Raw genomic sequence first — 24,289 nt, forward strand, 5'->3', positions numbered from 1 at the left:
CCGTGAGCCCTGCCGTGGGCGTCGCGCCGACGCCGACCACGGTGGCCGTGAGCTCGCCGCTGGTCCGGACGATGGCGCGGGACGCCGGGGTGGACCTCACGACCGTGCGCGGGACCGGGCCGGGAGGCCTGGTCGTGCGGCGCGACGTCGAGCAGGCGATCACGGCGTCCGACGCGGGCGCCGCCGGCGCGGCGACGGACGAGCGCACCGGGCTCGCGGTCCGCGAGCGCGTGCCGCTGACCGGGGTGCGCCGGGCGATCGCCACGGCGCTGAGCCGCAGCCGGCAGGAGATCCCCGAGGCGACCACGTGGGTCGACGTCGACGCGACCACGCTCCTGGAGCTCCGGGCCGGGCTGGCGTCGCCGGACCGGCCCGCGCCGAGCGTCCTGGCGCTGGTCGCCCGGTTCGTCGTCGCCGGGCTCGAGCGCTACCCGGCCCTCAACGCCCGCGTCGACACCGACGGCGGCGAGATCGTGCACCTCGCCGGGGTCAACCTCGGCATCGCGGCGCAGACCGACCGGGGCCTCGTGGTGCCGGTCGTCCGCGGGGCCCACCAGATGCGCACCAAGGCCCTGGACGAGGAGATCCGCCGTCTGACGACCGCTGCCAGGGAGGGCAGGGCGAGCGCGACCGACCTCACCGGCGGGTCGTTCACGCTCAACAACTACGGCGTGCTCGGCGTCGACGGCAGCGCCGCGATCATCAACCACCCGGAGGTCGCGATCCTCGGCCTGGGCCGGATCATGCCGCGTCCCTGGGTCGTCGACGGCGCGGTCGTCGTCCGCAGCATCACCCAGCTCTCCCTCGTCTTCGACCACCGGGTGTGCGACGGCGGCACGGCGGGCGGGTTCCTGCGGTTCGTCGCCGACGCCGTCGAGCGCCCGCTGCCGCACCTGCTGGACCTGGCGGAGCTGTGAGCCGGCTGGCGGCGCCGGCCGTCGTCGGGGTGGTCGGCGCGGGGACCATGGGCGCCGGAATCGCGCAGGTCGCCGCGCTGGCCGGGCACCCGGTCCTGCTCCTCGACACCGCGCCGGGGCGGGCCGACGCCGCCGTCGAGCAGGTCGGGGCGGCGCTCGACCGGCTCGTGGGCCGCGGTCGCCTGCAAGCCGGGGTGGCGGGCGCGGCGCGGGACCGGCTCACCGCGGCGTCGTCGGTGGCGGACCTGGGGCCGTGCGCGCTGGTGGTGGAGGCCGTCGCGGAGGTGCTCGCCGCCAAGCGCGACCTCATGGCGGCCCTCGAGGCCGTCGTCGCCGGCGACGGCGTCCTGGCGACGAACACCTCGTCGCTGTCGGTCACCGACGTCGCGGCCGGCCTGCACCGTCCCGGCCGCGTCCTCGGGCTGCACTTCTTCAACCCGGCGCCGGTCATGCGGCTCGTCGAGGTGGTCGCCGGGGAGGCGACGGACCCGGCGGTGGTCGCCGAGGCGGCGGAGCTGATGACGGCGTGGGGCAAGACCCCGGTCCAGGTGCGCTCCTCCCCCGGGTTCGTCGTGAACCGCGTGGCCCGACCCTTCTACGGCGAGGCCATGCGGCTGCTGGAGCAGGGCGTCGACGCGGCCACGATCGACGCCGTGCTGCGCGAGGGCGGCGGCTTCCCCCTGGGCCCGCTGGAGCTCACGGACCTCATCGGGCAGGACGTCAACCTCGCGACGACCCGGTCGGTGTGGGAGCAGACGGGTCACGACCCGCGCTTCGAGCCGGTCGCGGTGCAGGCCGCGCTGGTCGCGGACGGGCGGCTGGGCCGGAAGACCGGGACGGGCTTCTACGCCCACGACGGGGAGACGCGGGTGGCCGCTCCGGCGGGGACGTCGCCCGTCCGGGCCGGGAGGGCTCCGACGCAGGTCCGGCTCCGGGGGGACTGGGGCCCCTGGGCGCCGCTGTGGGACCGGGCGCGCCGCGGCGGCGTCGTCGTCGTCGAGGAGGACGCGGCAGCCGGGGGTGAGCCCCGGGCCGAGCTGGACGGCGGCGTCGTCGTCCCGACCGACGGCCGCAGCGCCGCGGAGCACGCCGCGCGGCTCGGGCGGGCGGTGGTCGTGCTGGACCTCGTCGGCGACGCCGCGACCGCGCCGCGGTGGGCGGTGACCTCGTCCGACGACGGCGCCTCCTCCGCCCCGGAGCAGGCGGTGTCCGTGCTGCGGGCGGCAGGGTCGGAGGTCACCGTGCTGCCCGACGTGCCGGGGCTGCTCGTCGCGCGGACGGTCGCGCTCCTCGTGGACGAGGCGTGCGACGTCGTGGCGCGCGGGGTCGCGTCGGCCGCCGACGTCGACACGGCCCTGCGGCTCGGAGCGGGCCACCCCCGGGGGCCGCTGGAGTGGGGGGACGCGATCGGGCCGGCGCGCGTGGCGGCGCTGCTCGACGCGCTGGCGCCGACCGGCCCGCGGTACCGCGTGAGCGCCGCCCTGCGGGAGGCCGTGCGCACGGGGAGGTCGCTGCGTGACCTCTGAGTCGGGGACCGAGCGGGCGGCGCTGGCACGCCGGTGCGCGCAGGCGATGTGGGACGCGGACCTCGCGAGCCGACGCCTCGGCATGCAGCTCGTCGACGTGGCGCCCGGAGCGGCACGCCTGACCATGCGGGTCACGGCGGAGATGGTGAACGGGCACGGCGCGTGCCACGGCGGTTACCTCGCCGTCCTCGCGGACAGCGCGTTCGCGTTCGCCTGCAACACCGACGACGACGTCACGGTGGCGGCGGGCTTCGACATCGTCTTCGTGGTGCCCGCTGTGCTCGGCGACGAGCTGACCGCCGACGCGACCGAGCGCGTCCGGTCCGGGCGCAGCGGCGTGTACGACGTGACGGTGTCACGCGCCGACGGCACCGTGATCGCCGAGTACCGCGGACGCAGCCGCTCGCTCGGCAAGCCCCTGCTGCCCCAGGAGGACGGGTCATGACCGAGGCGTTCCTCGTCGCGGGGGTGCGGACCCCGATCGGCCGCTACGGCGGGGCGCTGGCGGCCGTCCGGCCCGACGACCTCGCGGCGCACGTCCTGCGCACGCTCGTCGACCGCCACCCGTCCGTCGACTGGGAGGCCGTCGACGACGTCGTCCTCGGCTGCGCGAACCAGGCCGGCGAGGACAACCGCAACGTCGCGCGGATGGCCGCGCTGCTGGCCGGGCTGCCCGTGGGGGTCCCCGGGGCGACCGTCAACCGGCTCTGCGCCTCGGGCCTGGACGCCGTCGGGACCGCAGCGCGGGCGATCCGCGCCGGCGACGCGGACCTGGTGCTCGCCGGGGGCGTGGAGAGCATGAGCCGCGCGCCGTTCGTCGTGCCCAAGGCGACGGCGGCGTGGTCCCGGGAGGCCGAGATCGCGGACACCACGCTCGGGTGGCGGTTCGTGAACCCGCGCATGCGCGAGCTGTACGGCACGGACTCGATGCCCGAGACCGCGGAGAACCTCGCCCGGGAGCACGGCATCAGCCGGGAGGACCAGGACGCGTTCGCGCTGCGGTCCCAGGAGCGGGTCGCGACGGCCCGCGCCGAGGGGCGCCTCGCCCGGGAGATCGTGGGCGTGCCCGTCCCCGCCCGGGGCGGGGAGGTCCTCGTCGACCAGGACGAGCACCCCCGGGAGACGTCGCTGGAGGCGCTCGGCCGGCTCCGACCGCTCGCGGACGGCGGCAGCGTCACCGCGGGGAACTCCTCGGGCATCAACGACGGCGCCTGCGCGGTGCTGGTGGCGTCGAAGGGCGCCGTCGACCGCTACGGGCTCGAGCCCCTGGCGCGGGTGACCGGGATGGCGACGGCGGGGGTGCCGCCCCGGACCATGGGCATCGGTCCCGTGCCGGCGACCGAGCGGCTGCTCGCCCGGGCAGGCCTCACGCTCGCGGAGGTCGACCTGATGGAGCTCAACGAGGCCTTCGCCGCCCAGGCGCTTGCCGTGCTGCGGTCGCTGGGGCTTCCCGACGACGCCGAGCACGTCAACCCGAACGGCGGCGCGATCGCCCTCGGCCACCCGCTCGGGATGAGCGGCGCGCGCCTGGCCCTGACGGCCGCGACGGAGGTGGCCGACCGCAGCGGCTCGGGCGCGCGGCGCGCGGTGGCGACGATGTGCGTCGGGGTCGGGCAGGGAGTGTCTCTGCTCCTGGAGACGGTCTGACTCCGACGCTGAGGCCGTCCGGCTCCCGTTGGGCGGTTGCCCACTCACCCGAGTGAGTGTACGGTCACTCATGTGACTTCACGAGGCCCGGTGCTCTCAACCGCCGACATCCGTCGGCCGATCGTCGCGGCGGCTGCGCTGACGGCGTTCGCCCGGGGCGGCTTCCACGGCACGACAGTCGCCGACGTCGCCCGCGACGCGGAGATCTCGCCCGCATACGTCTTCAAGCTCTTCCCCCGCAAGGAGCTGCTCTTCGTCGCCGCGCTCGAGGTCTGCTTCGAGCGGATCGTCGCCGCTCTCGCGGCGGGCGCGGACGCAGCGGAAGGCGGCTCCCCCGAAGCCGTGCTCGACTCGATGGGCGACGCGTATGCCCACCTGATCCGCGACCGCACGCTCCTGCAGCTCCAGGTCCACGCCCAGTCGGTCGCCGACGTCCCCGAGCTCGGGGACGCCCTGCGTGCCGGACTGGCCCGTGTCACCACCTTCGCGTCGGAGCGCTCGGCCGGCTCCGACGACCAGGTGCAGCGGTTCATGGCCTTCGGCCAGCTGTGCCACCTGCTCGTCACCGCGGGGATCGAGGAGAGCGGCGAGAGGTGGGCACAGGTCCTCTCGCACGGGATCCGCCACCCCGAGTAGGCGCGGTTCTCGGCGCGCGGCTGCCTGCCCGCACGCTCGATCTCAGTGAGTGATTGATCACTTCCTAGCCTGAAGGGAGGAAGCATGACCAAGGAAATGACGATGCGCTGGCTCGCCCTGGCACCGCTCGCGCTCATCGCCGTCGCGATGTTCAGCCAGTGGAGCTGATCCCATCACGCCAGCCCATCCCACCTCCGACGCAAGGACGACAACCATGACCGATGTCTCTTCCTCCCCCGCGGCCGCGGGTCCGCCCACCACCGACGCCACGCTCGTCTCCGGCGAGAAGACCGCGTGGTGGATCACCTTCGGCGTCCTCACGATCGCCCTCGTCACCATGCTCGGCCTCTGGGACTGACGCCCAGGACACGGGGGGACGGACACGGTCCGTCCCCCCGTGTCGGCTCGCCCCTCCCCAGCTCGCGGGCGCGTCCCGCACCTCGCTCGAAAGTGGCACCACCATGACCATCACCGTCCCCATCGCCGCCCCCGCGCCGGCCCGGCGCAGCAGCCGCCGCTGGATCGCCCTGAGCATCCTGCCCCTCGCCCAGTTCCTCGTCGTCCTCGACGCGTCCATCGTCAACATCGCTCTTCCCGTCCTCGGGCAGCAGCTGGACATGGACACCGCCGCGCTCTCCTGGGTCATCACGGCCTACGTCCTCGCCCTCGGCGGACTGCTCCTGCTCGGCGGGCGCCTCGCGGACCGGTACGGACACCGCCGCGTCTTCCTCATCGGCACGGCGGGATTCGTCGCCGCGTCCGCCCTGGCGGGCCTGTCGACCACCAGCCCGACGCTCCTGAGCGCGCGCGCCCTCCAGGGTGCGTCCGCCGCGCTGCTGGCGCCCGCAGCACTCGCTCTGCTGACGTACCTGTTCCCCGAGGCGAAGGACCGCACGAAGGCCCTCGGGCTCTGGGGCGCCGTCGCGGGCGTCGGTTCCGCGGCCGGCGTCCTCCTCGGCGGCGTCCTCACCGCCGAGTACGGCTGGCCGTCGGTGTTCTTCGTCAACATCCCGGTCGGTGCGGTCGTCCTCGTCGCGGTCCCGCTGCTCATCACCCCCGACGCCCGTGGCGTGCGGACCCAGCTCGACGTCCCCGGGGCGACGACCATCACCGGTGCTCTCGTCGCCGCCGTTGGCGCGCTCAGCGCTGTCGAGCAGGTCGGCGTCCTCGACCCGCTGGCCCTCTGCCTGGCGGCGACGGCGGTCGTCCTCGGCATCGCCTTCGTCCGTATCGAGCGCCGCGCCGCCGAGCCTCTCGTGCCTCTCCACGTGTTCCGGAACCGGCACCTCGCGGTCGGGAACGTCATCATGCTGCTCCTCGGGGCGGCGATGGTGGCCCTGTTCTTCGCGCTCTCCGTGTTCATGCAGGCCGTCCTCGGCTACGGCGCCCTCACCACCGGGCTCGCGCAGCTCCCCCTGGCCGGCGTCCTCGTCGTCGTCGCCGCCGTCGCCCCCGTGATCATCGATCGCGTGGGCGCGGGGCCAACCCTGGTCGGATCGCTCGTGGTGCTCGCGGCGGGGCTCTTCTGGCTGTCGCTCGCCTCGTCGCAGGCACTGTTCAGCACCCAGATCCTCACGCCCACCCTGCTGATCGGACTCGGCCTGGGGGGCGCGTTCGTCACCACCACCCAGCTGGCCGTCGACGGGGTCGAGGAGCGTGAGGCGGGACTCGCCGGCGGCCTCGTCAACACCAGCCAGCAGATCGGCGGCGCGGTAGGCCTGGCCGTCCTCGGCACCCTGGCGGCGCTCCGCACCGAGTCCCTCGTCGAGAGCGGCGTCGCGACGCCCGATGCCATGACCGGCGGGTTCTCGTGGCTCTTCCTCGGCGCCGCCGCCGTCAGCCTGCTCGGGGCCCTCGTCGCTCGGGCTGTCGGTGCGCGTCGAGCGGACCCGGGCCAGGCCTAGCGCACGCGGGCGCGAGATGGACGAGCCACTTGTCGGCGACCTCCTGCTGCAGGTCCACACCGAACCGGGCAGCGATGAGGAGCACCTGGCGCCCGCGTCGCGGACCCTGGTGGGAGGACCGCCCGGGTCACGCGTCCGCGGTCCAGCGGCGCATGACCAGCCGCGGCATCCCGGACGCGACGGCCGCCGTCGTCCCGACCGCCTCGAAGCCCGCCCTCTCGAACATCGAGCGCGTGCCGACGAACGCCATCGTCGTGTCCATCCGGCCCTGCGGGTCGACCGGGTACGCCTCGACCGCCGGAGCGCCGTGCGCCGCGGCGTACGCCACCGCCCCCTCGATGAGCTGTGCCGTGACGCCCGCCCTGCGGTGACCGCTGCGGACGACCACGCACACGATGCTCCAGACCGGTACGTCGTCGACGGGGCGGATGAGCCGGGAGCCGGCGAGCCGGGGGATGTCGGCGCGCGGGCCGATGTTGCACCAGCCCACCGGCGTCCCGTCGAGGTACGTGACGACGCCCGGTGGGTGCTCCCGTTCGCAGAGCCGTCGCATCGCCTGCTCGCGGTCACCGTGGCCGAGCTCCTCGATGTCCTTCGCGCGCAGGCGGTGCGACAGGCACCAGCAGTGGGTGGCGCGGCGGTTCGGGTTGACGACGTCGGCGAAGTCGTCGAACCGGTCAGGCGTGAGAGGTCGGGTCTCCCAGGTCATGGACCCATGCCACCACCACTCCCGAGCCACGGCACGCCCTTTGCGCGCGGGGGCGCGACGCGTCGTGCTCGCGCGTACCGTGTCGAAGGTGACGATCACCCTGCGGGAGATCACCGAGGACACCGGGCGGACGGCGGGGGTGATGCCATGACGGGACGACGGCTCGGGGGTCCAGCCGCGCTCTTCGTGGCGTCGACGGCGTGGGGTGCTGCCGTGTCCGTGCGGGAGCACCTCGTCGGTGAGCCGCTCGGCTGGCGCGCTCCCGGGTCGGTCGGGCAACACCTCGCGGTCGGGTGGGGCAGCGCGGTCTCGGCACCCTGGCCCATGGTCGCCCTCGTCGTGGGTGACGCCCTGCGGGAGGGCTCCGGCCGCCCGGCCGGCCGCTGGTGCGGGTACGTCGGCGCCGCGGTGTTCGCAGGCACCGCGATCGAACCGGCGACGTGGGGCCGCCGTGCGCGATCACCCCTCATCGCCTCGGCGGTCGTCGCCAACCTCGTCGCCGGCGCCGTCCTGATCCGGGCCGGCCGCCAGGCGAGCCCGACGCCGCAGTCCACGGCGCCGGACGGCTCGACCCGATGACCGACAAGGTCGACCTCAAGAAGACCGTCGGCGCGTTCCGCGCGCGAGCGGGCTCGTTCGAGGTCCTCGACCTGCCTGACCTGCAGTACCTCATGATCGACGGCCACGGCGACCCGAACACCTCCCCCGCGTTCGCCGAAGCGGTGGAGGCGCTCTACCCCGTGGCGTACACGGTGAAGTTCGCCAGCAAGCGGGACCTCGGGCGCGACTACGTCGTGCCGCCCCTGGAGGGCCTCTGGTGGGCCGACGACATGAGGTCCTTCACCGCCGCACGTGACAAGACGAGGTGGGACTGGACGCTCATGCTCATGGTCCCGGACTGGATCGACCGTGCCCTCGTCGTCGGAGCGGTCGGGCAGGCAGACGCGAAGGGCCGGGCGGCGCGCGTCGACGACATCCGTCTCGAGACCCTCGCCGAAGGCCGGTGCGTGCAGACCCTGCACGTCGGCGCCTTCGACGAGGAGGCGGCTGTGCTCGCGCGGATGCACGACGAGTTCATCCCCGACCACGGGCTGCGCAGGGTCGGCAAGCACCACGAGATCTACCTCAGCGACCTCCGCCGCGTCGCGCCCGAGAAGCGACGCACGATCCTCCGGCAGCCTGTCGCCACCTCGGGTGACGCGGGCTCCGCGCCCTCGGGACGGATTTGCGCTTGAGCCCCTGAGCGCCCTCGGGGATGGTCGTGCCGTGACGATGCACCCTGGTCAGCTGCACGTGACCGTGACGACGGTCCAGCGCCTCGTCGCCTCCCAGATGCCCCGGTGGGCCCCTCTGCCGGTCGCCGCCGTCGCGTCGACGGGCACGGTCAACGCGGTGTTCCGGCTCGGTGAGGAGCTCAGTGTCCGCGTCCCGCTCCAGGCGGGGGAACCACGTTCGGTGCGGGTCCAGCTCGAGGCCGAGGCAGCCGCGGGGCGCGAGCTGCACGGCCGGACACCGTTCCCGACGCCCGAGCCCCTCGCGGTCGGCGAGCCGGGCGAGGGCTGCCCCGTGCCGTGGTCGGTGCAGACATGGCTCCCCGGCATGGACGCCACCCAGGACGACCCCGGGGGCTCCGTCGCGTTCGCCGAGGATCTCGCCGCCTTCATCAGCGCCGTCCGCGGGCTCCCCACACGCGGTCGGACGTTCCTAGGCACGGGCCGCGGCGGAGACCTGACGGCCCACGACGACTACCGGGCCACGTGCTTCGAGCGCGGCGAGGGGCTGCTCGACGTCGCCCCCGCGCGGCGGCTCTGGAACGAGCTGCGTGAGACGCCCCGGGACGCACCGGACGCGATGACGCACGGCGACCTCATGCCGGGCAACGTGCTCGTCGCCGAGGGCCGCCTCGCCGGCATCCTGGACGTGGGCGGCCTCGGGCCGGCCGACCCAGCCCTCGAGCTCGTCGGGGCGTGGCACCTGCTCGAGACCGGCCCGCGCGCCGTCCTGCGGGCTGCGCTAGCGATCGACGACGACGAGTGGGCGCGCGGTCGCGGATGGGCGCTGCAGCAGGCGATGGGACTGGTCTGGTACTACGCCGAGTCCAACCCCGTGATGAGCACGATCGGCCGGCGCACGCTGGGACGACTCCTCGCCGGCGACTGAGCCCAACTTCGGACCTGGGTCCAGCAGATGCCGGTGTCCTCGTGGTGTCACGCCACATCGTGGCAACGGGTGCGAGCCGGCGTACGCGCCCATCAGCCGGGGGCTACAGGAAGACCGGTCCCGTCAGCCCCGCCGCGCGTGGAGCCCGTCCAGCGCCAGCTCGACGACGGCGTGCACGATCTCGTCGTCGCGCGAGCCGTGCCCGACGCCGGAGGCACCTGAACCGTCCGGCCGGTACCACTCGACGAGGGAGTTGACCATGCCGAAGAGCAGCCGCGTGACCAGGCGCGGCTCGAGGTCCGAGCGGATCTGGCCCGCCGCCCTGGCATCCTGGACCAGCTGCGCGAGCCGCGCGTCGACGGACCGACGACGCTCCAGCGCCTCCCGCTCGACCTCGGTGTTGCCCCGCAGCCGCAGCAGGAGCGTGACGTAGGGCAGCTCCGCGAGGAGCACCTCGGTGGTCCGCCGCAGCACCCGCTCCAGCCGGTGGACGGGGCTGTCGTCCAGCCGCGCCTCCTCCTCGAACACCCCGTCGAGCGCGTCGAGCGCACGGCTCACCGCCAGGCGCAGCAGCTGCTCCTTGCCGCTGACGTGGTGGTAGAAGGTCGACTTGGTCAGGCCGCTCGCCCGGGCGAGGTCCGCCATGCTCGTGGCGTCGTAGCCGCGCTCGAGGAACACCTGCGCCACCACCGCGACGAGGTCGTCCTGGCTGTACCGGGCCGGCCTGCCACGTCGGGCGACGACGCCGGCCCCCGCCTCCGCTCCCTTTGACACGGCCCCAGTCTCCCCTAAAATCAATACCGAACGTTCGTTCGACAATATCGGCCGGCACCGTCGCCGTCCGGCCGAGGACGCGGAGGTCCCGTGCAGGTCGACGTCGACACCCCTCCCCCCGTGGAGGAGCAGCAGCTGCGCTTCGATCGCATGATCGCCGACGAGGTGCGGATCGAGCCGCGCGACTGGATGCCCGAGGGCTACCGCAGGACCTTGATCCGCCAGATCGCCCAGCACGCGCACTCGGAGATCATCGGCATGCAGCCGGAGGGCAACTGGATCACCCGCGCTCCGAGCCTGCGCCGCAAGGCGATCCTCATGGCCAAGGTCCAGGACGAGGCCGGCCACGGCCTGTACCTCTACTCGGCCGCGGAGACGCTCGGCGTCGACCGCGAGGAGCTGCTCGACCTGCTGCACCAGGGCAAGCAGAAGTACTCCTCGATCTTCAACTACCCCACCCTGACGTGGGCGGACATGGGCGCGATCGGCTGGCTCGTCGACGGCGCCGCGATCATGAACCAGGTCCCCCTGTGCCGCTGCTCCTACGGCCCGTACGGACGCGCCATGGTCCGCATCTGCAAGGAGGAGTCCTTCCACCAGCGGCAGGGCTTCGAGATCCTCCACACCCTCTCCCACGGCACGCCGGCGCAGAAGGCGATGGCGCAGGACGCCGTCGACCGCTTCTGGTGGCCCTCGCTGATGATGTTCGGCCCGCCGGACAGCGCGTCGACGCACTCCGCCCAGTCCACCGCGTGGGGCATCAAGCGGTTCGGCAACGACGAGCTGCGGCAGCGGTTCGTCGACATGACGGTCCCCCAGGCGGACGTGCTCGGCCTGCGGATCCCCGACCCTGACCTGCGCTGGGACGAGGCGACCGGGCACTACGCGTTCGGCGCGATCGACTGGGACGAGCTCGACCGCATCATCCGCGGCGACGGCCCGTGCAACGCCCAGCGCATGGAGCGCCGCCGCACAGCGCACGAGGAGGGCGCCTGGGTCCGCGACTCCGCCGACGCCTACGCCCGCAAGCACGCCGCCGCGGCCACGACGACGTCGGACGCCGCATGACCACGGCCGGCAGCGCTCCCCGGACCCCCCACGGCTGGCCGCTGTGGGAGGTCTTCGTCCGGTCCCGGCGCGGGCTCTCCCACCAGCACGTCGGGAGCCTGCACGCGCCCGACGGCGAGATGGCGCTGCGCAACGCCCGCGACGTCTACACCCGCCGCGGCGAGGGCGTCTCGCTGTGGGTCGTGCCGTCCGCCGCGATCGTCGCGTCGAGCCCCGACGAGCAGGACCCGTTCTTCGACCCGGCGCTGGACAAGGTGTACCGGCACCCCACGTTCTACGAGGTGCCCGAGGGGGTCGAGCACCTGTGAGCACCCCCACGACGTCCCGTCCGCAGCGCCCGACGGCGCCCGCCGACCCTCTCGTGGCCTACCTCGTGGGCCTCGGCGACGACGCCCTGATCCTCGCCCAGCGCCTCGGCGAGTGGATCACCCGCGCGCCCCAGATCGAGGAGGACATCGCGCTGGGCAACATCGCGCTGGACCTGCTCGGCCAGGCGCGCGTCCTGCTCAGCCACGCCGGCGAGGTCGAGGGCGCCGGGCGGGACGAGGACGCGCTGGCCTACCTCCGCGACGAGCGCGAGTTCCGCAACGTGTGCCTCGTGGAGATCCCCAACGGCGACTTCGCCGTGACCATGGCGCGCCAGCTCGTCTTCTCCGCCTACCAGTACGAGCTCTGGACGGCCCTGCGGAACAGCACCGAGCCGCTCCTGGCCGACCTGGCCGCCAAGGCGGTCAAGGAGGTCACCTACCACCGCGACCACGCGACGCAGTGGGTGCTCCGCCTCGGGGACGGCACCGACGAGGGCCACCGGCGCATGCAGGCGGGCCTGGACCGCGTCTGGCCGTACGTGGCCGAGCTGTTCGCGGCCGACGACGTCGCGGCGCAGCTGCCCGGTGTCGCCGTCGACCCGCCGTCGCTGCTCGCGCCGTGGACCGCCTACGTCGAGGACGTCGTCGCCCGCGCGACGCTGACCGTCCCCACGCCGACGTGGCACTCCCGCGGTGGACGCCGCGGCCTGCACACCGAGCACCTGGGCCACCTGCTGCCGGAGATGCAGCACCTGCACCGCGCGCACCCGGGGGCACGATGGTGACCGCGACGACGCCCCGCCCGCCCGCGGCCGACGCCACCCGGCTGCGCGACGTCGCCGGCGCGGTGCCCGACCCGGAGATCCCCGTCGTCACGCTCGACGACCTCGGCATCCTCCGGGGGCTCGAGGTCGCCCCGGACGGCACCGTCGAGGTGACCCTGACGCCGACCTACACGGGCTGCCCGGCCACCGAGGTCATCGCGGCCGACGTCGAGCGGGCGCTGCGCGAGGCGGGTGCCCCCCGCGTCGTCGTGCGGACGGTCCTCGCACCGGCCTGGACGACGGACTGGATCACGGAGGCGGGCCGGGCCAAGCTGCGCGCGTTCGGCATCGCCCCGCCGTCCGGCGCGGGACCGGTCGCCGCACCGGGCACGGTCGCGCTCACGCTGTCGGCCCGGTGCCCGCGGTGCGGGTCCCTGCACACCCGCGAGATCAGCCGCTTCGGGTCGACCCCGTGCAAGGCGCTGTGGTCCTGCCGCGACTGCGGCGAGCCCTTCGACTCCTTCAAGGCGCTGTGATGCCGAGCTCCCCGGCCACCGACACCGCGCCGACGACGCCCTCCACCCGTCGGCACGCCGTCTTCCACCGGCTGCGGGTCGCCTCGATCGAACGCCTGACCGATGACGCCGTCGCCGTGACCTTCGACGTGCCCGAGCGCCTGCGCGCGGAGTTCCGCTTCCGCGCCGGCCAGCACCTCACCGTCCGCGCCCCGCAGCTGGAGGGCGACGTCCGGCGCAACTACTCGATCTGCGCGCCGGCCACGGGCGACCTGCTGCGCATCGGCGTCAAGCGCATCCCCGACGGCGTCTTCTCGGCGTACGTGGCCGAGCACCTCGCCCCGGGCGACGAGCTCGAGGTCATGACCCCGACCGGCACGTTCTCCCCCGATCTGCACCCGTCGCAGGCCCGCCGCTACGTGGCCGTGGCGGCCGGCTCGGGCATCACCCCCGTGCTGTCGATCCTCGGGACCGCGCTCGCCGTCGAGCCCGGCAGCACCGCCGCCCTGGTCCTGGCGAACCGCCGCCCCTCCTCGATCATGTTCCTGGAGGAGCTCGAGGCCCTCAAGAACACCTACCCCGACCGGTTCCAGCTCCTGCACGTCCTGCGCGAGGAGGGCCCCGGGGTCGACCTGCTCGCCGGACGCCTCGACCCCGACCGGCTGCGGCGCATCCTCGACACGGTGCTGCCCGCCGAGGACGTCGACGAGTGGTTCCTCTGCGGGCCGCTCACGCTCACCGAGAGCGTCCGCGAGGTGCTGCTCGAGCGAGGCGTCGACGCCGGCCACGTCCACCGCGAGCTGTTCCACGTCGGCGCTTCCCCGGCCCGCGAGCGCCGGACGCCGCCGTCCGGGGACCCGGGCTCCGGCTCCGCCGTGACCGTGGTGCTCGACGGCCGCTCCACGACGGTGACCCTGCCCCGCGACGGCGAGTCGGTGCTCGCCGCGACCCTGCGGGTCCGCCCGGACGCGCCGTTCGCCTGCACCAACGGCGTCTGCGGCACCTGCCGCGCCCGCGTGCTGGAGGGAGCGGTCGAGATGGACACCAACTACGCGCTCGAGCCCGAGGAGGTCGCCGCCGGGATGGTGCTCACCTGCCAGTCCCACCCCGTGACGGACCGCGTGACCGTGGACTACGACCAGTGAGCGTCGTCGTCGAGCGCCGGGGGCCAGCCCTGCTCGTCGGGCTGGCCCGGCCGACCAAGCGCAACGCGCTGGACGAGGCGACCGTGGACCGGCTGCACGCCGTGCTCCAGGACGCCCGGCGCTCACCGTGCGTGCTCGTGGTCCACTCCACCACCCCGGGCATCTTCGCGGCGGGCGCCGACATCGCCGAGCTCCTCGAGCGCGACGCCGACGACGCCCTGCGCGGCATCAACTCCGGTCTCATGGACGCCGTCGAGGCGCACCCCTGGCCCACGGTGGCCGCCGTCGACGGCCCCGCGCTGGGCGGCGGCTGCGAGCTGGCCCTCGCGTGCGACCTGCGGATCGGGTCCGAGCGGGCGAGCTTCGCCCAGCCGGAGCCGGGCCTCGGGATCCTCGCCGGCGCGGGGGCCAACTGGCGCCTCCCGCAGGTCGTGGGGCTGCCGCTCGCGCGGCGCATGCTCTACACCGGCGAGGTGCTCGACGCCGACGCCGCCCACCGAGCCGGCCTGCTGGACCACCTCCACGCGGGGGACGTCCTGCTCGAGGAGGCGGTCGCGCTGGCCGAGCGGATCGCGGGGCGCTCCTGGCGCGCCCTGGAGCTCACGAAGCTGGCGCTGCGCGTGCACCGGCCGGCGACCACCGGGTTCGACCTGCTCGCGCAGGCCGTCCTCTTCGAGGACCCCGACAAGCAGGAGCGGATGCGGGCCTTCCTCGCCGAGCGCGGGCGTCGCCGCCAGGAGCGCGCCGACGGCGGGTCGGACCGTGGCGGCGAGGTCAGCCCGCCGGACGAGGGGCCAGGATGAACGACGTCATCCGTGCTGTGCACAGCCGGCGGTCCTGCTCGTCGCGGACCACCACCTCGTACGTCGCCAGGCTCGACCCCCGGTGCAGCGCGTCCGCGGTCGCGGTGACGACCCCCTCGCGCGCGCTGCGGTGGTGCGTGGCACTGAGGTCCACGCCGACGACGGTTCGCCCGGGCCCGGCGTGGATGACCGCGGCCCACGAGCCGACGGCCTCCGCGAGGGACGCCATCGCGCCGCCGTGCAGCAGGCCGAAGGACTGGGTGTTGGTCTCGACCGGCATGGTCGCCACGACCCGGTCCGCCGAGGCCTCCAGCACCCGGATGCCCATCTTGCGGTCCAGGGCCCCCAGCGAGAGATCGGGGTGAGCGCGGCGGAGCACGTCGTCGTCCATCCGCCGAGCATACGAACGACCGCCGCCCGCCCCGCGGACGACGCGAACCCAGGAGGACAGCCGTGACCATGACCGTCCGCAGCTACGTCGGGGGGCGCTGGGCCGCGCCGTCCGGGCCGACCACCGCGCTGCTGCACGCGGCGACGGCGGAGGAGGTCGCCGTCATCGGCACCGACCCGATCGACCTCGTCCCCGTGCTCGACCACGCGCGGTCGGTCGGCGGTCCCGCCCTGCGGGCGATGTCCTTCCACGAGCGGGCGCTCGCGCTCAAGGCCCTCGCGCTGCACCTCAACGGGCGCCGGGACCACCTCTACGAGCTGTCGACGTGGACCGGTGCCACCCGCCGCGACTCCCTGGTGGACGTCGACGGCGGCATCGGCGTGCTCTTCAGCTACGCGGGCAAGGGGCGGCGCGAGCTGCCCAACACCCACGTCCTCGTCGACGGCCCCACGGAGCGTCTCGGCCGCGGCGGCCAGTTCGTGGGCCAGCACCTCTACACCTCCCGCCGGGGCGTGGCGCTGCAGATCAACGCCTTCAACTTCCCCGTCTGGGGCATGCTCGAGAAGCTCGCGCCCGCCTTCCTCGCCGGGGTGCCGACCGTGGTGAAGCCGGCCGGTCAGACGGCGTACCTCACCGCGGCCGTGGTCGAGGAGATCGTCGCGTCGGGCCTCCTGCCGGAGGGCAGCGTCCAGCTCGTCGTCGGCGGCACGCGCGGCCTGCTGGACCTGCTGGCGGAGCAGGACACGGTCGCCTTCACCGGCTCGGCCGGCACCGCCGCCCTGCTGCGGGCCCACCCGTCGGTGCAGCACCGCGGCGTGCGCTTCAGCTCCGAGGCGGACTCGCTGAACTTCTCCCTGCTGGGTCCCGACGTCGGGCCCGGGAGCCCGGAGCTCGACCTGTTCGTGCGCCAGCTGGTCACCGAGATGACCGCCAAGGCGGGACAGAAGTGCACCGCCATCCGGCGTGCCCTGGTGCCGCAGCACCTCGTGCCGGACGTCGTGGCGGCCGTCGACGCCCGGATCACCGGCAAGGTCCGGGTCGGCAACCCGGCGTCGGAGGACGTGACGATGGGCGCGCTCGTCGGCCTGGACCACCGGCGCGCGGTCCGGGAGGGCCTCGAGAAGCTCACCCAGGGCGCGCGGCTCGTCGTCGGCGACCCGGACCGGTTCGAGGTCGTCGACGCCGACCCCCGGCGCGGCGCCTTCCTGCCCCCGCTGCTGCTGGTCGCCGACGACCCGGCGCGGACCGAGCCGCACGAGGTCGAGGTGTTCGGCCCGGTCTCCACGGTCATCGCCTACCGGGACGTCGACCACGCGATCGACCTCGCGGCCCGAGGACGCGGGAGCCTCGTGGGCTCGGTGGTGTCCGCCGACCCCGACGTCGTCCGTGAGGTCGTCCTCGGCGTCGCGCCGTGGCACGGCCGCCTGCTGGTCCTCGACCAGGACTCGGCCGCCGAGTCCACGGGTCACGGGTCGCCGCTCCCCCAGCTCGTGCACGGCGGTCCCGGGCGCGCCGGGGACGGGGAGGAGCTCGGCGGCATCCGCTCGGTCCTGCACTTCATGCAGCGGACGGCGGTGCAGGGCTCGCCGCGGGCCGTCGCCGCGGTGACGGGCACGTGGGTGACCGGGGCTCCCCGCCGGACCGAGGGCGAGCACCCGTTCCGCAAGAGCCTCGCGGACCTGCAGGTCGGCGACTCCGTCACCGGCGGGCCCCGCACGGTCACCCTCGAGGACGTCGACCGGTTCGCCGACCTGTCCGGCGACCGCTTCTACGCCCACACCGACGACGACGCCGCCGCGGCGAACCCGTTCTTCGAGGGCCGGGTCGCGCACGGGTACTTCGTGGTGTCGCTGGCGGCGGGGCTGTTCGTCTCGCCGGAGCCGGGCCCGGTGCTGGCGAACTACGGCCTGGAACGGCTGCGCTTCCTCACCCCCGTCTACCCCGGCGACGCGCTGACGGTGCACCTCACGGCCAAGCAGATCTCACCCCGGGTCGACGCCGACTACGGCGAGGTGGTCTGGGACGCCGAGGTGCTGAACCAGGACGGGGAGACGGTCGCCACCTACGACGTGCTGACCCTCGTGGCGAAGGAGTGGCCCCGATGAGCGACCAGCCGGCCGGGAACGCCGCCGAGCCGCCAGGGGCGGACGACCTCCAGCGGACGGAGGCCGGCATCCGGACGACCGTCTCCGGGCCGGTCGCCGAGGTGGTGCTGGACCGCCCGGCCCGCCTCAACACCCTGGACGAACCGGCCCTGCGCGCCCTGCGCGCGGTGTTCGAGGAGCTGGCCGGGCGGACGGGGCTGCGCGCCGTGCTGCTGCGCGGCGAGGGCCGCGCGTTCTGCGCCGGGCGGGACATCTCCGGGGTGGACCCGCGCGCCGACGACGCCGAGGGCTTCCTCGCCGACCTCGTGCACCCGGTCCTGGCGGCCGTGCGCAGCGTCCCCGTCCCGGTGGTCGCCGCGGTCCAGGGGGCGGCACTGGGCGTCGGGCTCGGGCTCATGGCCGCGGCGGACGTCATCTATGCCGGCCGCAGCGCGCGCCTCGGGTCGCCGTTCCACCGGATCGGCGCCGTGCTGGACTCCGGCGGCCACGCGCTGCTGGTGGACCGCCTCGGCCCGCACCGGGCGATGGACCTCATCCTCACCGGTGAGCTGCTCGACGGCGAGGAGGCCGCGCGCGTCGGTCTCGTCAGCCGGGTCGTCGAGGACGAGGCGCTGCTCGACCGGGTCCGCGCGCTCGTGGCCGCGGTCGCCGACGGCCCGACCGCGGCGTTCGTCGAGTCCAAGCGCATCGTGGCCGGGCTCGCCGCGCGGCGCGGCGCGTCGTCGGGCCTGCTCCAGGACGAGGCCCGCGCTCAGGGCGCGGCGTCGCGCACGGACGACTACGTCGAGGGCTTCCTGGCCTTCCAGCAGAAGCGCCCGCCGACCTTCACCGGCCGCTGAGCGCGGACGACCGCCGGCACGGCGGCGCGACACGGGCTGCGGCAGACTCGGTCGATGCGCGCCTTCCTCGCCCTGCGACCGCACCTGCTCACCGAGGCGGAGGGCGGACTGGAGGCGGACCTGAACCTCCCGCCGATCGAGCCGCAGCAGCTGGCACTCGGCGCAGCGGTGATCGTCGCGGGACTGGTCGTCGCGAAGATCCTGCGGGTGGTCACGCGGTGGGTCTGGGCGCGCCGGCACACCGCGTCGTACGCCCGCGTCTTCTCCACGCTCGTCCAGTACGGGTTCGCCCTGCTCGCCATCGGCGTCGGGCTCACCGTCGCCCTCCCGAGCGTCCAGCCGGTCGACGTCCTCGGCGGGCTGGGGATCGTCTCGGTCGCGATCGGGATCGCGTTCCAGAACGTGCTGGCGAACCTCTTCGCCGGGCTGCTGATCCTCGTCCGGGAGCCGTTCCGCGCGGGAGACCAGATCGCCGTTGCGGACGTGCGCGGCACGGTCGAGGAGGTCAACCTGCGCGAGACGGTGGTGCGCACCTTCGACGGTCGGCGGGTGCTCGTGCCCAACAGCACCGTCCACGGCGAGGTGCTGACCGTGCAGACCGGCTACTCGCACATCCGCACCACGGTGGTCGTCGGCGTGGACTACGCGACCGACCTCGCCGCGGCACGGGCCGTCGTCCTGGACGCGGTCGCGGCCGTGCCGGGCGTCGTCGAGGAACCCGCACCGCAGTGCCTGCTGAGCGAGCTGGCACCCTCCACGATCAACTTCGACGTGCGGTTCTGGTCCGGGGCCCGCCAGCTCGAGACCCTCGAGACCCGGGACCGCGTCATCGAGTCGATCACCTCGGCGCTGAGCGACGCCGGCGTGCAGATGCCGCCCGAGATCCGGATGGTCCAGCCGTCCCCGGAGCTCACCGCCGCGCTGGACGCCGCCGCGGAACGCTCCTCACACGGGGCCCCCGAGGAGAGCTGAGGGCCGCGCGGAGCCCCGCGCCCCGACGGCGGTCACGCGGTCAGGTGACCGAAGACGACGATGTTGTCGACGTAGTGCCCGGTGGTCCGGTCGAAGGCACCGCCGCAGGTGATGAGGCGGATCTCCGCGCGGCTGGTGGTGTTGCCGTAGACCAGCGAGGTGGGGAACTCCGCCTTGGGGTACCGGCCGACGGAGTCCACGGTGAACGTCGCCACGGTGCCGTCCTCGCGGGTGACGGTCACGACGTCGCCGGCGACCAGCTCGCCGAGGCGGTAGAAGATCCCCTCGCCGTCGGGTCCGTCCACGTGTCCGGCGATCACGGCGGGACCCAGCTGACCCGGCATGGGCCCGCGGGTGTGCCACCCGGCGGTCGCGTAGTCGACCGGCGCCGGGAGCACGCCGTCGGCGCCCACCGTCAGCGGCACGAGCACGTCCGTGTCGAGCCCGATGGCGGGGATCTCCAGGCCCACCGGCGTGGAGCCGGCCATGACCGGCCCGAAGTCGACGGCCGGCTCGGCGGCCGGGACGGCCGGCTGGGGCTGCGCCGGCCCGGGGACGGTGGCGTCCTGGGGCGCGACCGCCTCACCGGCGGTGACGGCCGCGTCCGGCTGGGGGGGACCCGGCTGCCCGCGGAAGGCGAGCACCAGGGCCACGACCCCGAGGAGGGCCAGCCCGAGGGCCGCCACCGCGAGGACGCGGTGGCGGCCGTCGAGCCGTGAGGTCGTGGACATCAGACCTTGGCGGTCGCGCGACGGGCGGCGAAGGCACCGGCACCCGCAGCGGCGACGAGCAGCGCGCCACCGGCCATCAGGAGGCCCTGGTCGGTGCCGGCGGAGGCGGCGCCACCGGCGCCGGTCGCCACGCCACCGGCCGGAGCGGCCATCAGCACGCCGCACAGGGCGGGGTCGGTCGCCTCGGTGGGGAGGGCCGGGTCGAGCTCGGACATGACGTCGCCGTCGTAGGCGCCGCTGTCGTTGTGGTCGACACCGTGGATGACCACGGCCGCCTTGCCGGACGCGATGGCGTCGGCGATCTCGGGCGCGACCTCGATGCTGCCGCGCTCGTAGCTGATCTCCCCGCCCGGTGCGGTGTCGAACCGGTCGACGGCCAGGCCGCTGTCCGGGCTGGTGTCACCGCTCTTGGTCAGGGAGACGACGATGCCGCCGTAGGCGGGAGCGCCCTCGGGGGTGGTCAGCGTGCCGTCGCCGGAGGCGTCGTCGGCCGCGGTCGGGCACTCGTTGCGGGCCTCGGCGCCGAAGTGGATGTGCGCAGCGTGCGGGGCGTCGGGCAGGAGGCCGCTGGCCGCCATGGTGACGGTGAGCATGGTGCCCTCCACCGAGACCATCGCGGTGCCGCTGCCCTCGACGCCGTTGAGCGCGACGGGGGCGAGCTGGGCGGTGGTGTCGGCGTCGGCGGCGAACGCCGACCCGGCACCGAGAGGAAGGACGACAGCAGCGCCGAAGGCGATAGTGACGATCTTGAGGCGAGAACGCATGTGAAACTCCATAACCGGCGACCACGAGGCCACCCATCCCAGGGGAACTTCCTGACGTCTGTCGTTCGGAGCCCGGCGGCGGACGGATGGGTCCGGATGTCGATGACATCCGCCACAGCAGGTGGCTTTGTAGGAGTTCACCCCGAAAGAAGCACCTCGTCACTATCAGGTCCACGGGGCTTGACCGCGATTTGAAACGGTGTTTGACGAGGCCGGAGGCCGGCTTGGGCTCCCCGAGGGGTCACGCCACGCGGGTACCGGCGAGCCAGGTACCGCGGACGGTGATGCCACCGATCGCCATGGGTTCCACGTGCCGCGGGTCGGCGTCGAGGCGGACGAGGTCGGCGACGGCGCCCACGCGCACCCGGCCGCGGCGGTCGTCCGCGAAGGCCTGGTGGGCCACCTCGGCGGTGTAGGCGTGCAGCGCCTCCTCGACGTCGAGGCACTCCTGCGGCAGCCAGGTGTCGTCGGTCCCCTCGGCCGTGCGGCGCGTCACGGCGACGCGGATCGCCTCGAGCGGGTCGTGCGGGGTCACCGGCCAGTCGGACCCGGCGGACACGTGGACGCCGGCGCGCACGAGCGAGGCGTACGGGTACTGCTGCGCGCTGCGGCGCGGGCCGAGCCGCGGGCGCGTGAGCACCGTCTGCGACGGGTCCGACTGCGCCCACAGGAGCTCGACGTTGGCGATGACGTCCAGCTCGGCGAAGCGCCGCAGGTCGTCCGGATGGACGACCTGCACGTGCGTGAGCACGGGGCGCCGGTCGCGAGCGCCGTTGACGCGGCGGCAGGCCTCGACCGCGTCGAGGGCGTGCCGCACGGCCGCGTCCCCGATCGCGTGGACGTGCAGCTGCAGGCCGAGGGCGTCGAGGGCGACGGCGGCCGCCGCCAGCTCGTCGGCGGCCCACACGGCCATGCCCCGGTCGGTGGTGCCCACGTAGGGCTCGAGCATCGCGGCGGTTCCGGCCTCCACGACGCCGTCGGCGAAGATCTTGACCGTGCCCGCCGTCAGGAGCGGGTGGTCGAGCGCGGTGACGTCGGCCCGCACGGACTCGAACCAGGGCAGCTGGTCGCGCCAGCGGTCCGGGTCGGCGCGCAGTGCCAGGTTCGTCCGCACCCGGAGCGCACCGGCCCGGGCGGCCGCCAGGTAGCCGTCGACCATCGGCGGGTCGACCCAGGCGTCCTGCACCCACGTGATGCCGACCCCCGCCAGCCGCTCTCCCGCCCGGCGCAGCGCCGCCACCTGGTCCGCGACGGACCAGGCCGGCGCGTGGGCCAGCACGAGGTCGACGGCGTGCCACTCCCGCAACGTGCCCAGCGGGCTGCCGTCCGGACGCCGGACGACCTGTCCGAGCCGCGGGTCGGGCGTCGTCGCGTCGATGCCGGCCGCCCGCAGGGCAGCGCTGTTGCACCACACCGTGTGGTAGTCGGACGCCCGGAGCGCGACCGGCCGGTCCGCGACCGCCCGGTCCAGCCACCGCGCGTCGAACTCCCCGTCCCGGCTGATCGCCGGGTCGTACCCAGCACCCAGGACCCACGTCGCCTCCGGGTGCGCCTGTGCCCACCTGCCGACGCTCGCCACCACCGCCTCGACCGTGGTCAGGCCGGCCAGCACCGGGCCCTGCTCCTCCAGCCCCGCGAACATCGGGTGGGCGTGCCCGTCGCCGAAGGCCGGCATGAGGAACCCGCCGGCGAGGTCGACGACGTCGTCGCAGGTCGGCAGGAGCGCGTGGGCCGCGTGCCCCACCGCCAGGACCAGCGGACCCTCCACGACGACGACGTCGGCGTCCGGCTCACCGCGGCCGGTCCAGACGGTCCCGCCGACGAAGCCTGTCCGGCGCAGCGCCACGAGTCCCCACCTCCGGTGTCCGGCACGCCGCATGATCGTCCGGGGACGGTACACCGCGACGCCCTCGCGCGGAACGCCCTCGCGTAGAGTGACCCGGCCCGCGGTCCGTGGGCGCTCCCTCCCCCGCAGGCAGGCTCCGCATGAACGCGCCCACCTCTCCCCCCGCCGCCGAGGCCCCCGCGACGGACGGCCCGCCGTCGGACGCGTCGGCTCCGGACGCCGCGGCACCGGCCGGACCCGTGCCCGCCGTCGCGCCGGGGATCGACCCCGCCGACCTGGCGACCTTCCTGCGCGTGGTCGACCAGGTCGCCGTCCTGCCGCAGGACCACCCGGACCACACGGCGGCGCGGCGCGCGGCGTCGGGGCTGTTCAAGGCGGCGAAGAAGCACCGCCGGACGACGAAGAGGCAGGCCGTCGACGCCGCGGACCGCGCGGTCATCGAGGCGACGGCCACGGGGAGCCGGGGGCGCATCGACGACGAGACGCGCGGCATCCCGCTGGTCTCCGGCGTGACCGGCGCGACCGCCGGCGAGCTGCTCAAGGCCCGCCCCTGCTACGTCTGCAAGCAGGCGTACACGACCGTGGACGCGTTCTACCACCAGCTCTGCCCGGCGTGCGCGGCGCTCAACCACGCGAAGCGCGACGCCCGGACGGACCTGACCGGGCGCCGCGCCCTGCTCACCGGTGGCCGGGCGAAGATCGGGATGTACATCGCGCTGCGCCTGCTGCGGGACGGGGCGCACCTGACGATCACGACCCGCTTCCCGAAGGACGCCGCGCGGCGGTTCGCCGCGATGGACGACGCCGGGGACTGGCTGCACCGTCTGAAGATCGTGGGCATCGACCTGCGGGACCCGTCCCAGGTCGTCGCCCTCGCCGACGACGTCGCGGCGGCCGGCCCGCTGGACGTCCTCATCAACAACGCGGCCCAGACCGTGCGCCGGTCACCGCGGGCGTACTCCCGGCTCGTCGAGGCCGAGCTGTCGCCCCTCGCCCCGGCGCTGGAGCCCCTGGTGACGACGTACGGGCACACGAGCGACGCGCACCCGCGGGCGCTCGCCGGCTCGGTCACCGCCCTCACCAGCCCCGCGCTCGCCATCGAGCGGGCGGCCGGGGCCGCCGCCGCCGAGGAGCTCGCGCGGCAGGCGCTGACCGCCGACGCCGCGGCGCTCGAGCGGCTCGTGGCCGGCACCGCCATCGACGCCGGCGGGCTCGTGCCGGACGAGGAGCGGACGAACAGCTGGGTGGCCACGGTCGAGCAGGTGGACCCCATGGAGCTGCTCGAGGTGCAGCTGTGCAACCAGACCGCCCCGTTCATCCTCATCAGCCGGCTGCGCCCGGCGCTCAAGGCGTCCCCCGCCCGGCGGACCTACGTGGTCAACGTGTCGGCCATGGAGGGCGTGTTCTCCCGCGGGTACAAGGGTCCCGGCCACCCGCACACCAACATGAGCAAGGCCGCCCTCAACATGCTCACGCGCACGAGCGCCGCGGAGATGGCGACCGACGGCATCCTCATGACGGCGGTCGACACCGGCTGGATCACCGACGAGCGGCCCCACTTCACCAAGGTCCGGCTCGCGGAGGAGGGCTTCCACGCCCCGCTGGACCTCGTCGACGGCGCTGCGCGGGTGTACGACCCCATCGTGCGCGGCGAGGCGGGCGAGGACCTCTACGGGTGCTTCCTCAAGGACTACGTCAAGGCCGCCTGGTAGCCGGTCCCTCAGGGGCCGCCATCAGGACGGGTGATCTTCGCCCGGGCACCCGG

The 24,289-nt window shown here is 74.6% G+C and carries 26 protein-coding genes; 20 read left to right on the forward strand and 6 right to left on the reverse strand.

Annotated elements, in window-relative coordinates:
- From N866_RS05000 to N866_RS05025, 7 genes are all read left to right on the forward strand, one after another.
- A partial coding sequence (locus tag N866_RS05000) for a dihydrolipoamide acetyltransferase family protein (RefSeq protein ID WP_155855207.1) occupies window positions 1-917 on the forward strand: 917 nt, incomplete at its 5' end.
- Window positions 914-2,443, forward strand: coding sequence for a 3-hydroxyacyl-CoA dehydrogenase (locus tag N866_RS05005; RefSeq protein WP_034223488.1), 1,530 nt, complete (start codon window positions 914-916; stop codon window positions 2,441-2,443). The genes N866_RS05000 and N866_RS05005, both read left to right, overlap by 4 nt.
- Entirely contained in the window at window positions 2,433-2,888 is a 456-nt protein-coding gene (gene paaI, locus N866_RS05010) for a hydroxyphenylacetyl-CoA thioesterase PaaI (protein WP_034223490.1), read from the forward strand. Before N866_RS05005 ends, paaI begins: the two co-directional genes overlap by 11 nt.
- Window positions 2,885-4,090: a 3-oxoadipyl-CoA thiolase gene (gene pcaF, locus N866_RS05015; RefSeq protein ID WP_034223492.1), complete on the forward strand. Its 1,206-nt coding sequence runs from the start codon at window positions 2,885-2,887 to the stop codon at window positions 4,088-4,090. Before paaI ends, pcaF begins: the two co-directional genes overlap by 4 nt.
- Before the next feature lie 90 nt (window positions 4,091-4,180).
- Window positions 4,181-4,726 carry a TetR/AcrR family transcriptional regulator gene (locus N866_RS05020; RefSeq protein WP_245612360.1) on the forward strand — a complete coding sequence of 182 codons (546 nt, stop codon included), beginning with the start codon at window positions 4,181-4,183 and terminating at the stop codon, window positions 4,724-4,726.
- Between the two features lie 214 nt (window positions 4,727-4,940).
- The gene (locus N866_RS20810) at window positions 4,941-5,084 is read left to right on the forward strand and encodes a hypothetical protein (RefSeq protein WP_155855208.1); all 144 of its coding nucleotides are present in this window, start codon (window positions 4,941-4,943) and stop codon (window positions 5,082-5,084) included.
- Between the two features lie 103 nt (window positions 5,085-5,187).
- Window positions 5,188-6,630 (forward strand): DHA2 family efflux MFS transporter permease subunit, encoded by a 1,443-nt coding sequence (locus tag N866_RS05025; RefSeq protein WP_034223505.1) that lies wholly within the window; start codon window positions 5,188-5,190, stop codon window positions 6,628-6,630.
- Between the two features lie 127 nt (window positions 6,631-6,757).
- On the opposite strand, the gene N866_RS05030 is transcribed toward N866_RS05025, so the two are convergent.
- Window positions 6,758-7,339: a GNAT family N-acetyltransferase gene (locus tag N866_RS05030; protein WP_034223507.1), complete on the reverse strand. Its 582-nt coding sequence runs from the start codon at window positions 7,337-7,339 to the stop codon at window positions 6,758-6,760.
- A 147-nt stretch (window positions 7,340-7,486) separates the two neighbouring features.
- Between N866_RS05030 and N866_RS05035 the strand changes: the two genes are divergently transcribed.
- Genes N866_RS05035 through N866_RS05045 form a run of 3 tightly spaced genes read left to right on the forward strand, consistent with a single transcriptional unit; the run spans window position 7,487 to window position 9,499 of the window.
- A complete protein-coding gene (locus N866_RS05035) occupies window positions 7,487-7,918 on the forward strand; it encodes a hypothetical protein (RefSeq protein ID WP_034223509.1) in 432 nt (143 codons plus the stop codon).
- Window positions 7,915-8,574 (forward strand): GyrI-like domain-containing protein, encoded by a 660-nt coding sequence (locus N866_RS05040; protein ID WP_034223511.1) that lies wholly within the window; start codon window positions 7,915-7,917, stop codon window positions 8,572-8,574. The genes N866_RS05035 and N866_RS05040 overlap by 4 nt, the downstream gene beginning before the upstream one ends.
- A gap of 37 nt (window positions 8,575-8,611) precedes the next feature.
- A complete protein-coding gene (locus N866_RS05045; RefSeq protein ID WP_081802346.1) occupies window positions 8,612-9,499 on the forward strand; it encodes an aminoglycoside phosphotransferase family protein in 888 nt (295 codons plus the stop codon).
- Window positions 9,500-9,622: 123 nt separating this feature from the next.
- Here N866_RS05045 and N866_RS05050 read toward each other — a convergent pair whose 3' ends face one another.
- Window positions 9,623-10,273 carry a TetR/AcrR family transcriptional regulator gene (locus N866_RS05050; protein WP_052022409.1) on the reverse strand — a complete coding sequence of 217 codons (651 nt, stop codon included), beginning with the start codon at window positions 10,271-10,273 and terminating at the stop codon, window positions 9,623-9,625.
- Window positions 10,274-10,423: 150 nt separating this feature from the next.
- Here N866_RS05050 and paaA point away from each other — a divergent pair, with 150 nt between their 5' ends.
- The 6 genes from paaA to N866_RS05080 are packed head-to-tail and all read left to right on the forward strand — an operon-like array spanning window position 10,424 to window position 14,876.
- A complete protein-coding gene (gene paaA, locus N866_RS05055) occupies window positions 10,424-11,341 on the forward strand; it encodes a 1,2-phenylacetyl-CoA epoxidase subunit PaaA (RefSeq protein ID WP_052022415.1) in 918 nt (305 codons plus the stop codon).
- Entirely contained in the window at window positions 11,338-11,649 is a 312-nt protein-coding gene (paaB, locus tag N866_RS05060; RefSeq protein ID WP_052022410.1) for a 1,2-phenylacetyl-CoA epoxidase subunit PaaB, read from the forward strand. Before paaA ends, paaB begins: the two co-directional genes overlap by 4 nt.
- Window positions 11,646-12,434 carry a 1,2-phenylacetyl-CoA epoxidase subunit PaaC gene (paaC, locus tag N866_RS05065; protein WP_081802338.1) on the forward strand — a complete coding sequence of 263 codons (789 nt, stop codon included), beginning with the start codon at window positions 11,646-11,648 and terminating at the stop codon, window positions 12,432-12,434. The genes paaB and paaC overlap by 4 nt, the downstream gene beginning before the upstream one ends.
- Window positions 12,428-12,949: a 1,2-phenylacetyl-CoA epoxidase subunit PaaD gene (gene paaD / locus N866_RS05070; RefSeq protein ID WP_081802339.1), complete on the forward strand. Its 522-nt coding sequence runs from the start codon at window positions 12,428-12,430 to the stop codon at window positions 12,947-12,949. The genes paaC and paaD overlap by 7 nt, the downstream gene beginning before the upstream one ends.
- Window positions 12,949-14,073, forward strand: a complete 1,125-nt coding sequence (paaE, locus tag N866_RS05075; RefSeq protein ID WP_034223542.1) for a 1,2-phenylacetyl-CoA epoxidase subunit PaaE — start codon at window positions 12,949-12,951, stop codon at window positions 14,071-14,073. Before paaD ends, paaE begins: the two co-directional genes overlap by 1 nt.
- Window positions 14,070-14,876: an enoyl-CoA hydratase/isomerase family protein gene (locus N866_RS05080; protein ID WP_081802340.1), complete on the forward strand. Its 807-nt coding sequence runs from the start codon at window positions 14,070-14,072 to the stop codon at window positions 14,874-14,876. Before paaE ends, N866_RS05080 begins: the two co-directional genes overlap by 4 nt.
- Here the strand turns inward: N866_RS05080 and N866_RS05085 are convergent.
- Window positions 14,848-15,267, reverse strand: coding sequence for a PaaI family thioesterase (locus tag N866_RS05085; protein WP_034223515.1), 420 nt, complete (start codon window positions 15,265-15,267; stop codon window positions 14,848-14,850). The genes N866_RS05080 and N866_RS05085 overlap by 29 nt on opposite strands.
- A 68-nt stretch (window positions 15,268-15,335) precedes the next feature.
- On the opposite strand from N866_RS05085, the gene paaZ reads away from it, so the two are divergent.
- From paaZ to N866_RS05100, 3 genes are read left to right on the forward strand one after another with little or no spacing between them, the layout of a single operon-like run.
- The gene (gene paaZ, locus N866_RS05090; RefSeq protein WP_034223548.1) at window positions 15,336-17,372 is read left to right on the forward strand and encodes a phenylacetic acid degradation bifunctional protein PaaZ; all 2,037 of its coding nucleotides are present in this window, start codon (window positions 15,336-15,338) and stop codon (window positions 17,370-17,372) included.
- The gene (locus N866_RS05095) at window positions 17,369-18,211 is read left to right on the forward strand and encodes an enoyl-CoA hydratase/isomerase family protein (RefSeq protein WP_081802341.1); all 843 of its coding nucleotides are present in this window, start codon (window positions 17,369-17,371) and stop codon (window positions 18,209-18,211) included. Before paaZ ends, N866_RS05095 begins: the two co-directional genes overlap by 4 nt.
- A gap of 54 nt (window positions 18,212-18,265) precedes the next feature.
- Complete coding sequence (locus tag N866_RS05100; protein ID WP_052022411.1) at window positions 18,266-19,183, forward strand: mechanosensitive ion channel family protein; 918 nt, start codon at window positions 18,266-18,268, stop codon at window positions 19,181-19,183.
- 32 nt (window positions 19,184-19,215) lie between these two features.
- Here the strand turns inward: N866_RS05100 and N866_RS05105 are convergent, their stop codons facing one another.
- From N866_RS05105 to N866_RS05115, 3 genes are all read right to left on the reverse strand, one after another.
- Window positions 19,216-19,914, reverse strand: coding sequence for a class F sortase (locus N866_RS05105; RefSeq protein WP_034223517.1), 699 nt, complete (start codon window positions 19,912-19,914; stop codon window positions 19,216-19,218).
- Window positions 19,914-20,678 carry a CHRD domain-containing protein gene (locus tag N866_RS05110; protein ID WP_034223520.1) on the reverse strand — a complete coding sequence of 255 codons (765 nt, stop codon included), beginning with the start codon at window positions 20,676-20,678 and terminating at the stop codon, window positions 19,914-19,916. Before N866_RS05110 ends, N866_RS05105 begins: the two co-directional genes overlap by 1 nt.
- 241 nt (window positions 20,679-20,919) lie before the next feature.
- Window positions 20,920-22,524, reverse strand: a complete 1,605-nt coding sequence (locus tag N866_RS05115; protein WP_245612361.1) for an amidohydrolase — start codon at window positions 22,522-22,524, stop codon at window positions 20,920-20,922.
- Between the two features lie 140 nt (window positions 22,525-22,664).
- Between N866_RS05115 and N866_RS05120 the strand changes: the two genes are divergently transcribed.
- The gene (locus tag N866_RS05120; RefSeq protein ID WP_081802342.1) at window positions 22,665-24,236 is read left to right on the forward strand and encodes an SDR family NAD(P)-dependent oxidoreductase; all 1,572 of its coding nucleotides are present in this window, start codon (window positions 22,665-22,667) and stop codon (window positions 24,234-24,236) included.
- The last annotated feature ends 53 nt before the right edge of the window (window positions 24,237-24,289 follow it).

This window comes from Actinotalea ferrariae CF5-4, from assembly GCF_000603945.1.
GTDB lineage: Bacteria > Actinomycetota > Actinomycetes > Actinomycetales > Cellulomonadaceae > Actinotalea > Actinotalea ferrariae.

What these genes read in the sequence shown, in the direction of transcription:
- N866_RS05095 (WP_081802341.1), top strand. Translation starts at nt 17,369, where the DNA reads ATGAGCGACCAGCCGGCCGGGAACGCCGCCGAGCCGCCAGGGGCGGAC.
- N866_RS05040 (WP_034223511.1), top strand. Translation starts at nt 7,915, where the DNA reads ATGACCGACAAGGTCGACCTCAAGAAGACCGTCGGCGCGTTCCGCGCG.
- N866_RS05045 (WP_081802346.1), top strand. Translation starts at nt 8,612, where the DNA reads ATGCACCCTGGTCAGCTGCACGTGACCGTGACGACGGTCCAGCGCCTC.
- N866_RS05025 (WP_034223505.1), top strand. Translation starts at nt 5,188, where the DNA reads ATGACCATCACCGTCCCCATCGCCGCCCCCGCGCCGGCCCGGCGCAGC.
- N866_RS20810 (WP_155855208.1), top strand. Translation starts at nt 4,941, where the DNA reads ATGACCGATGTCTCTTCCTCCCCCGCGGCCGCGGGTCCGCCCACCACC.
- N866_RS05105 (WP_034223517.1), bottom strand. Translation starts at nt 19,914, where the DNA reads ATGTCCACGACCTCACGGCTCGACGGCCGCCACCGCGTCCTCGCGGTG.
- N866_RS05085 (WP_034223515.1), bottom strand. Translation starts at nt 15,267, where the DNA reads ATGGACGACGACGTGCTCCGCCGCGCTCACCCCGATCTCTCGCTGGGG.
- N866_RS05030 (WP_034223507.1), bottom strand. Translation starts at nt 7,339, where the DNA reads ATGACCTGGGAGACCCGACCTCTCACGCCTGACCGGTTCGACGACTTC.
- N866_RS05100 (WP_052022411.1), top strand. Translation starts at nt 18,266, where the DNA reads ATGCGCGCCTTCCTCGCCCTGCGACCGCACCTGCTCACCGAGGCGGAG.
- pcaF (WP_034223492.1), top strand. Translation starts at nt 2,885, where the DNA reads ATGACCGAGGCGTTCCTCGTCGCGGGGGTGCGGACCCCGATCGGCCGC.
- paaZ (WP_034223548.1), top strand. Translation starts at nt 15,336, where the DNA reads ATGACCGTCCGCAGCTACGTCGGGGGGCGCTGGGCCGCGCCGTCCGGG.
- paaA (WP_052022415.1), top strand. Translation starts at nt 10,424, where the DNA reads ATGATCGCCGACGAGGTGCGGATCGAGCCGCGCGACTGGATGCCCGAG.
- N866_RS05120 (WP_081802342.1), top strand. Translation starts at nt 22,665, where the DNA reads ATGAACGCGCCCACCTCTCCCCCCGCCGCCGAGGCCCCCGCGACGGAC.
- N866_RS05035 (WP_034223509.1), top strand. Translation starts at nt 7,487, where the DNA reads ATGACGGGACGACGGCTCGGGGGTCCAGCCGCGCTCTTCGTGGCGTCG.
- paaD (WP_081802339.1), top strand. Translation starts at nt 12,428, where the DNA reads ATGGTGACCGCGACGACGCCCCGCCCGCCCGCGGCCGACGCCACCCGG.
- paaE (WP_034223542.1), top strand. Translation starts at nt 12,949, where the DNA reads ATGCCGAGCTCCCCGGCCACCGACACCGCGCCGACGACGCCCTCCACC.
- paaB (WP_052022410.1), top strand. Translation starts at nt 11,338, where the DNA reads ATGACCACGGCCGGCAGCGCTCCCCGGACCCCCCACGGCTGGCCGCTG.
- N866_RS05110 (WP_034223520.1), bottom strand. Translation starts at nt 20,678, where the DNA reads ATGCGTTCTCGCCTCAAGATCGTCACTATCGCCTTCGGCGCTGCTGTC.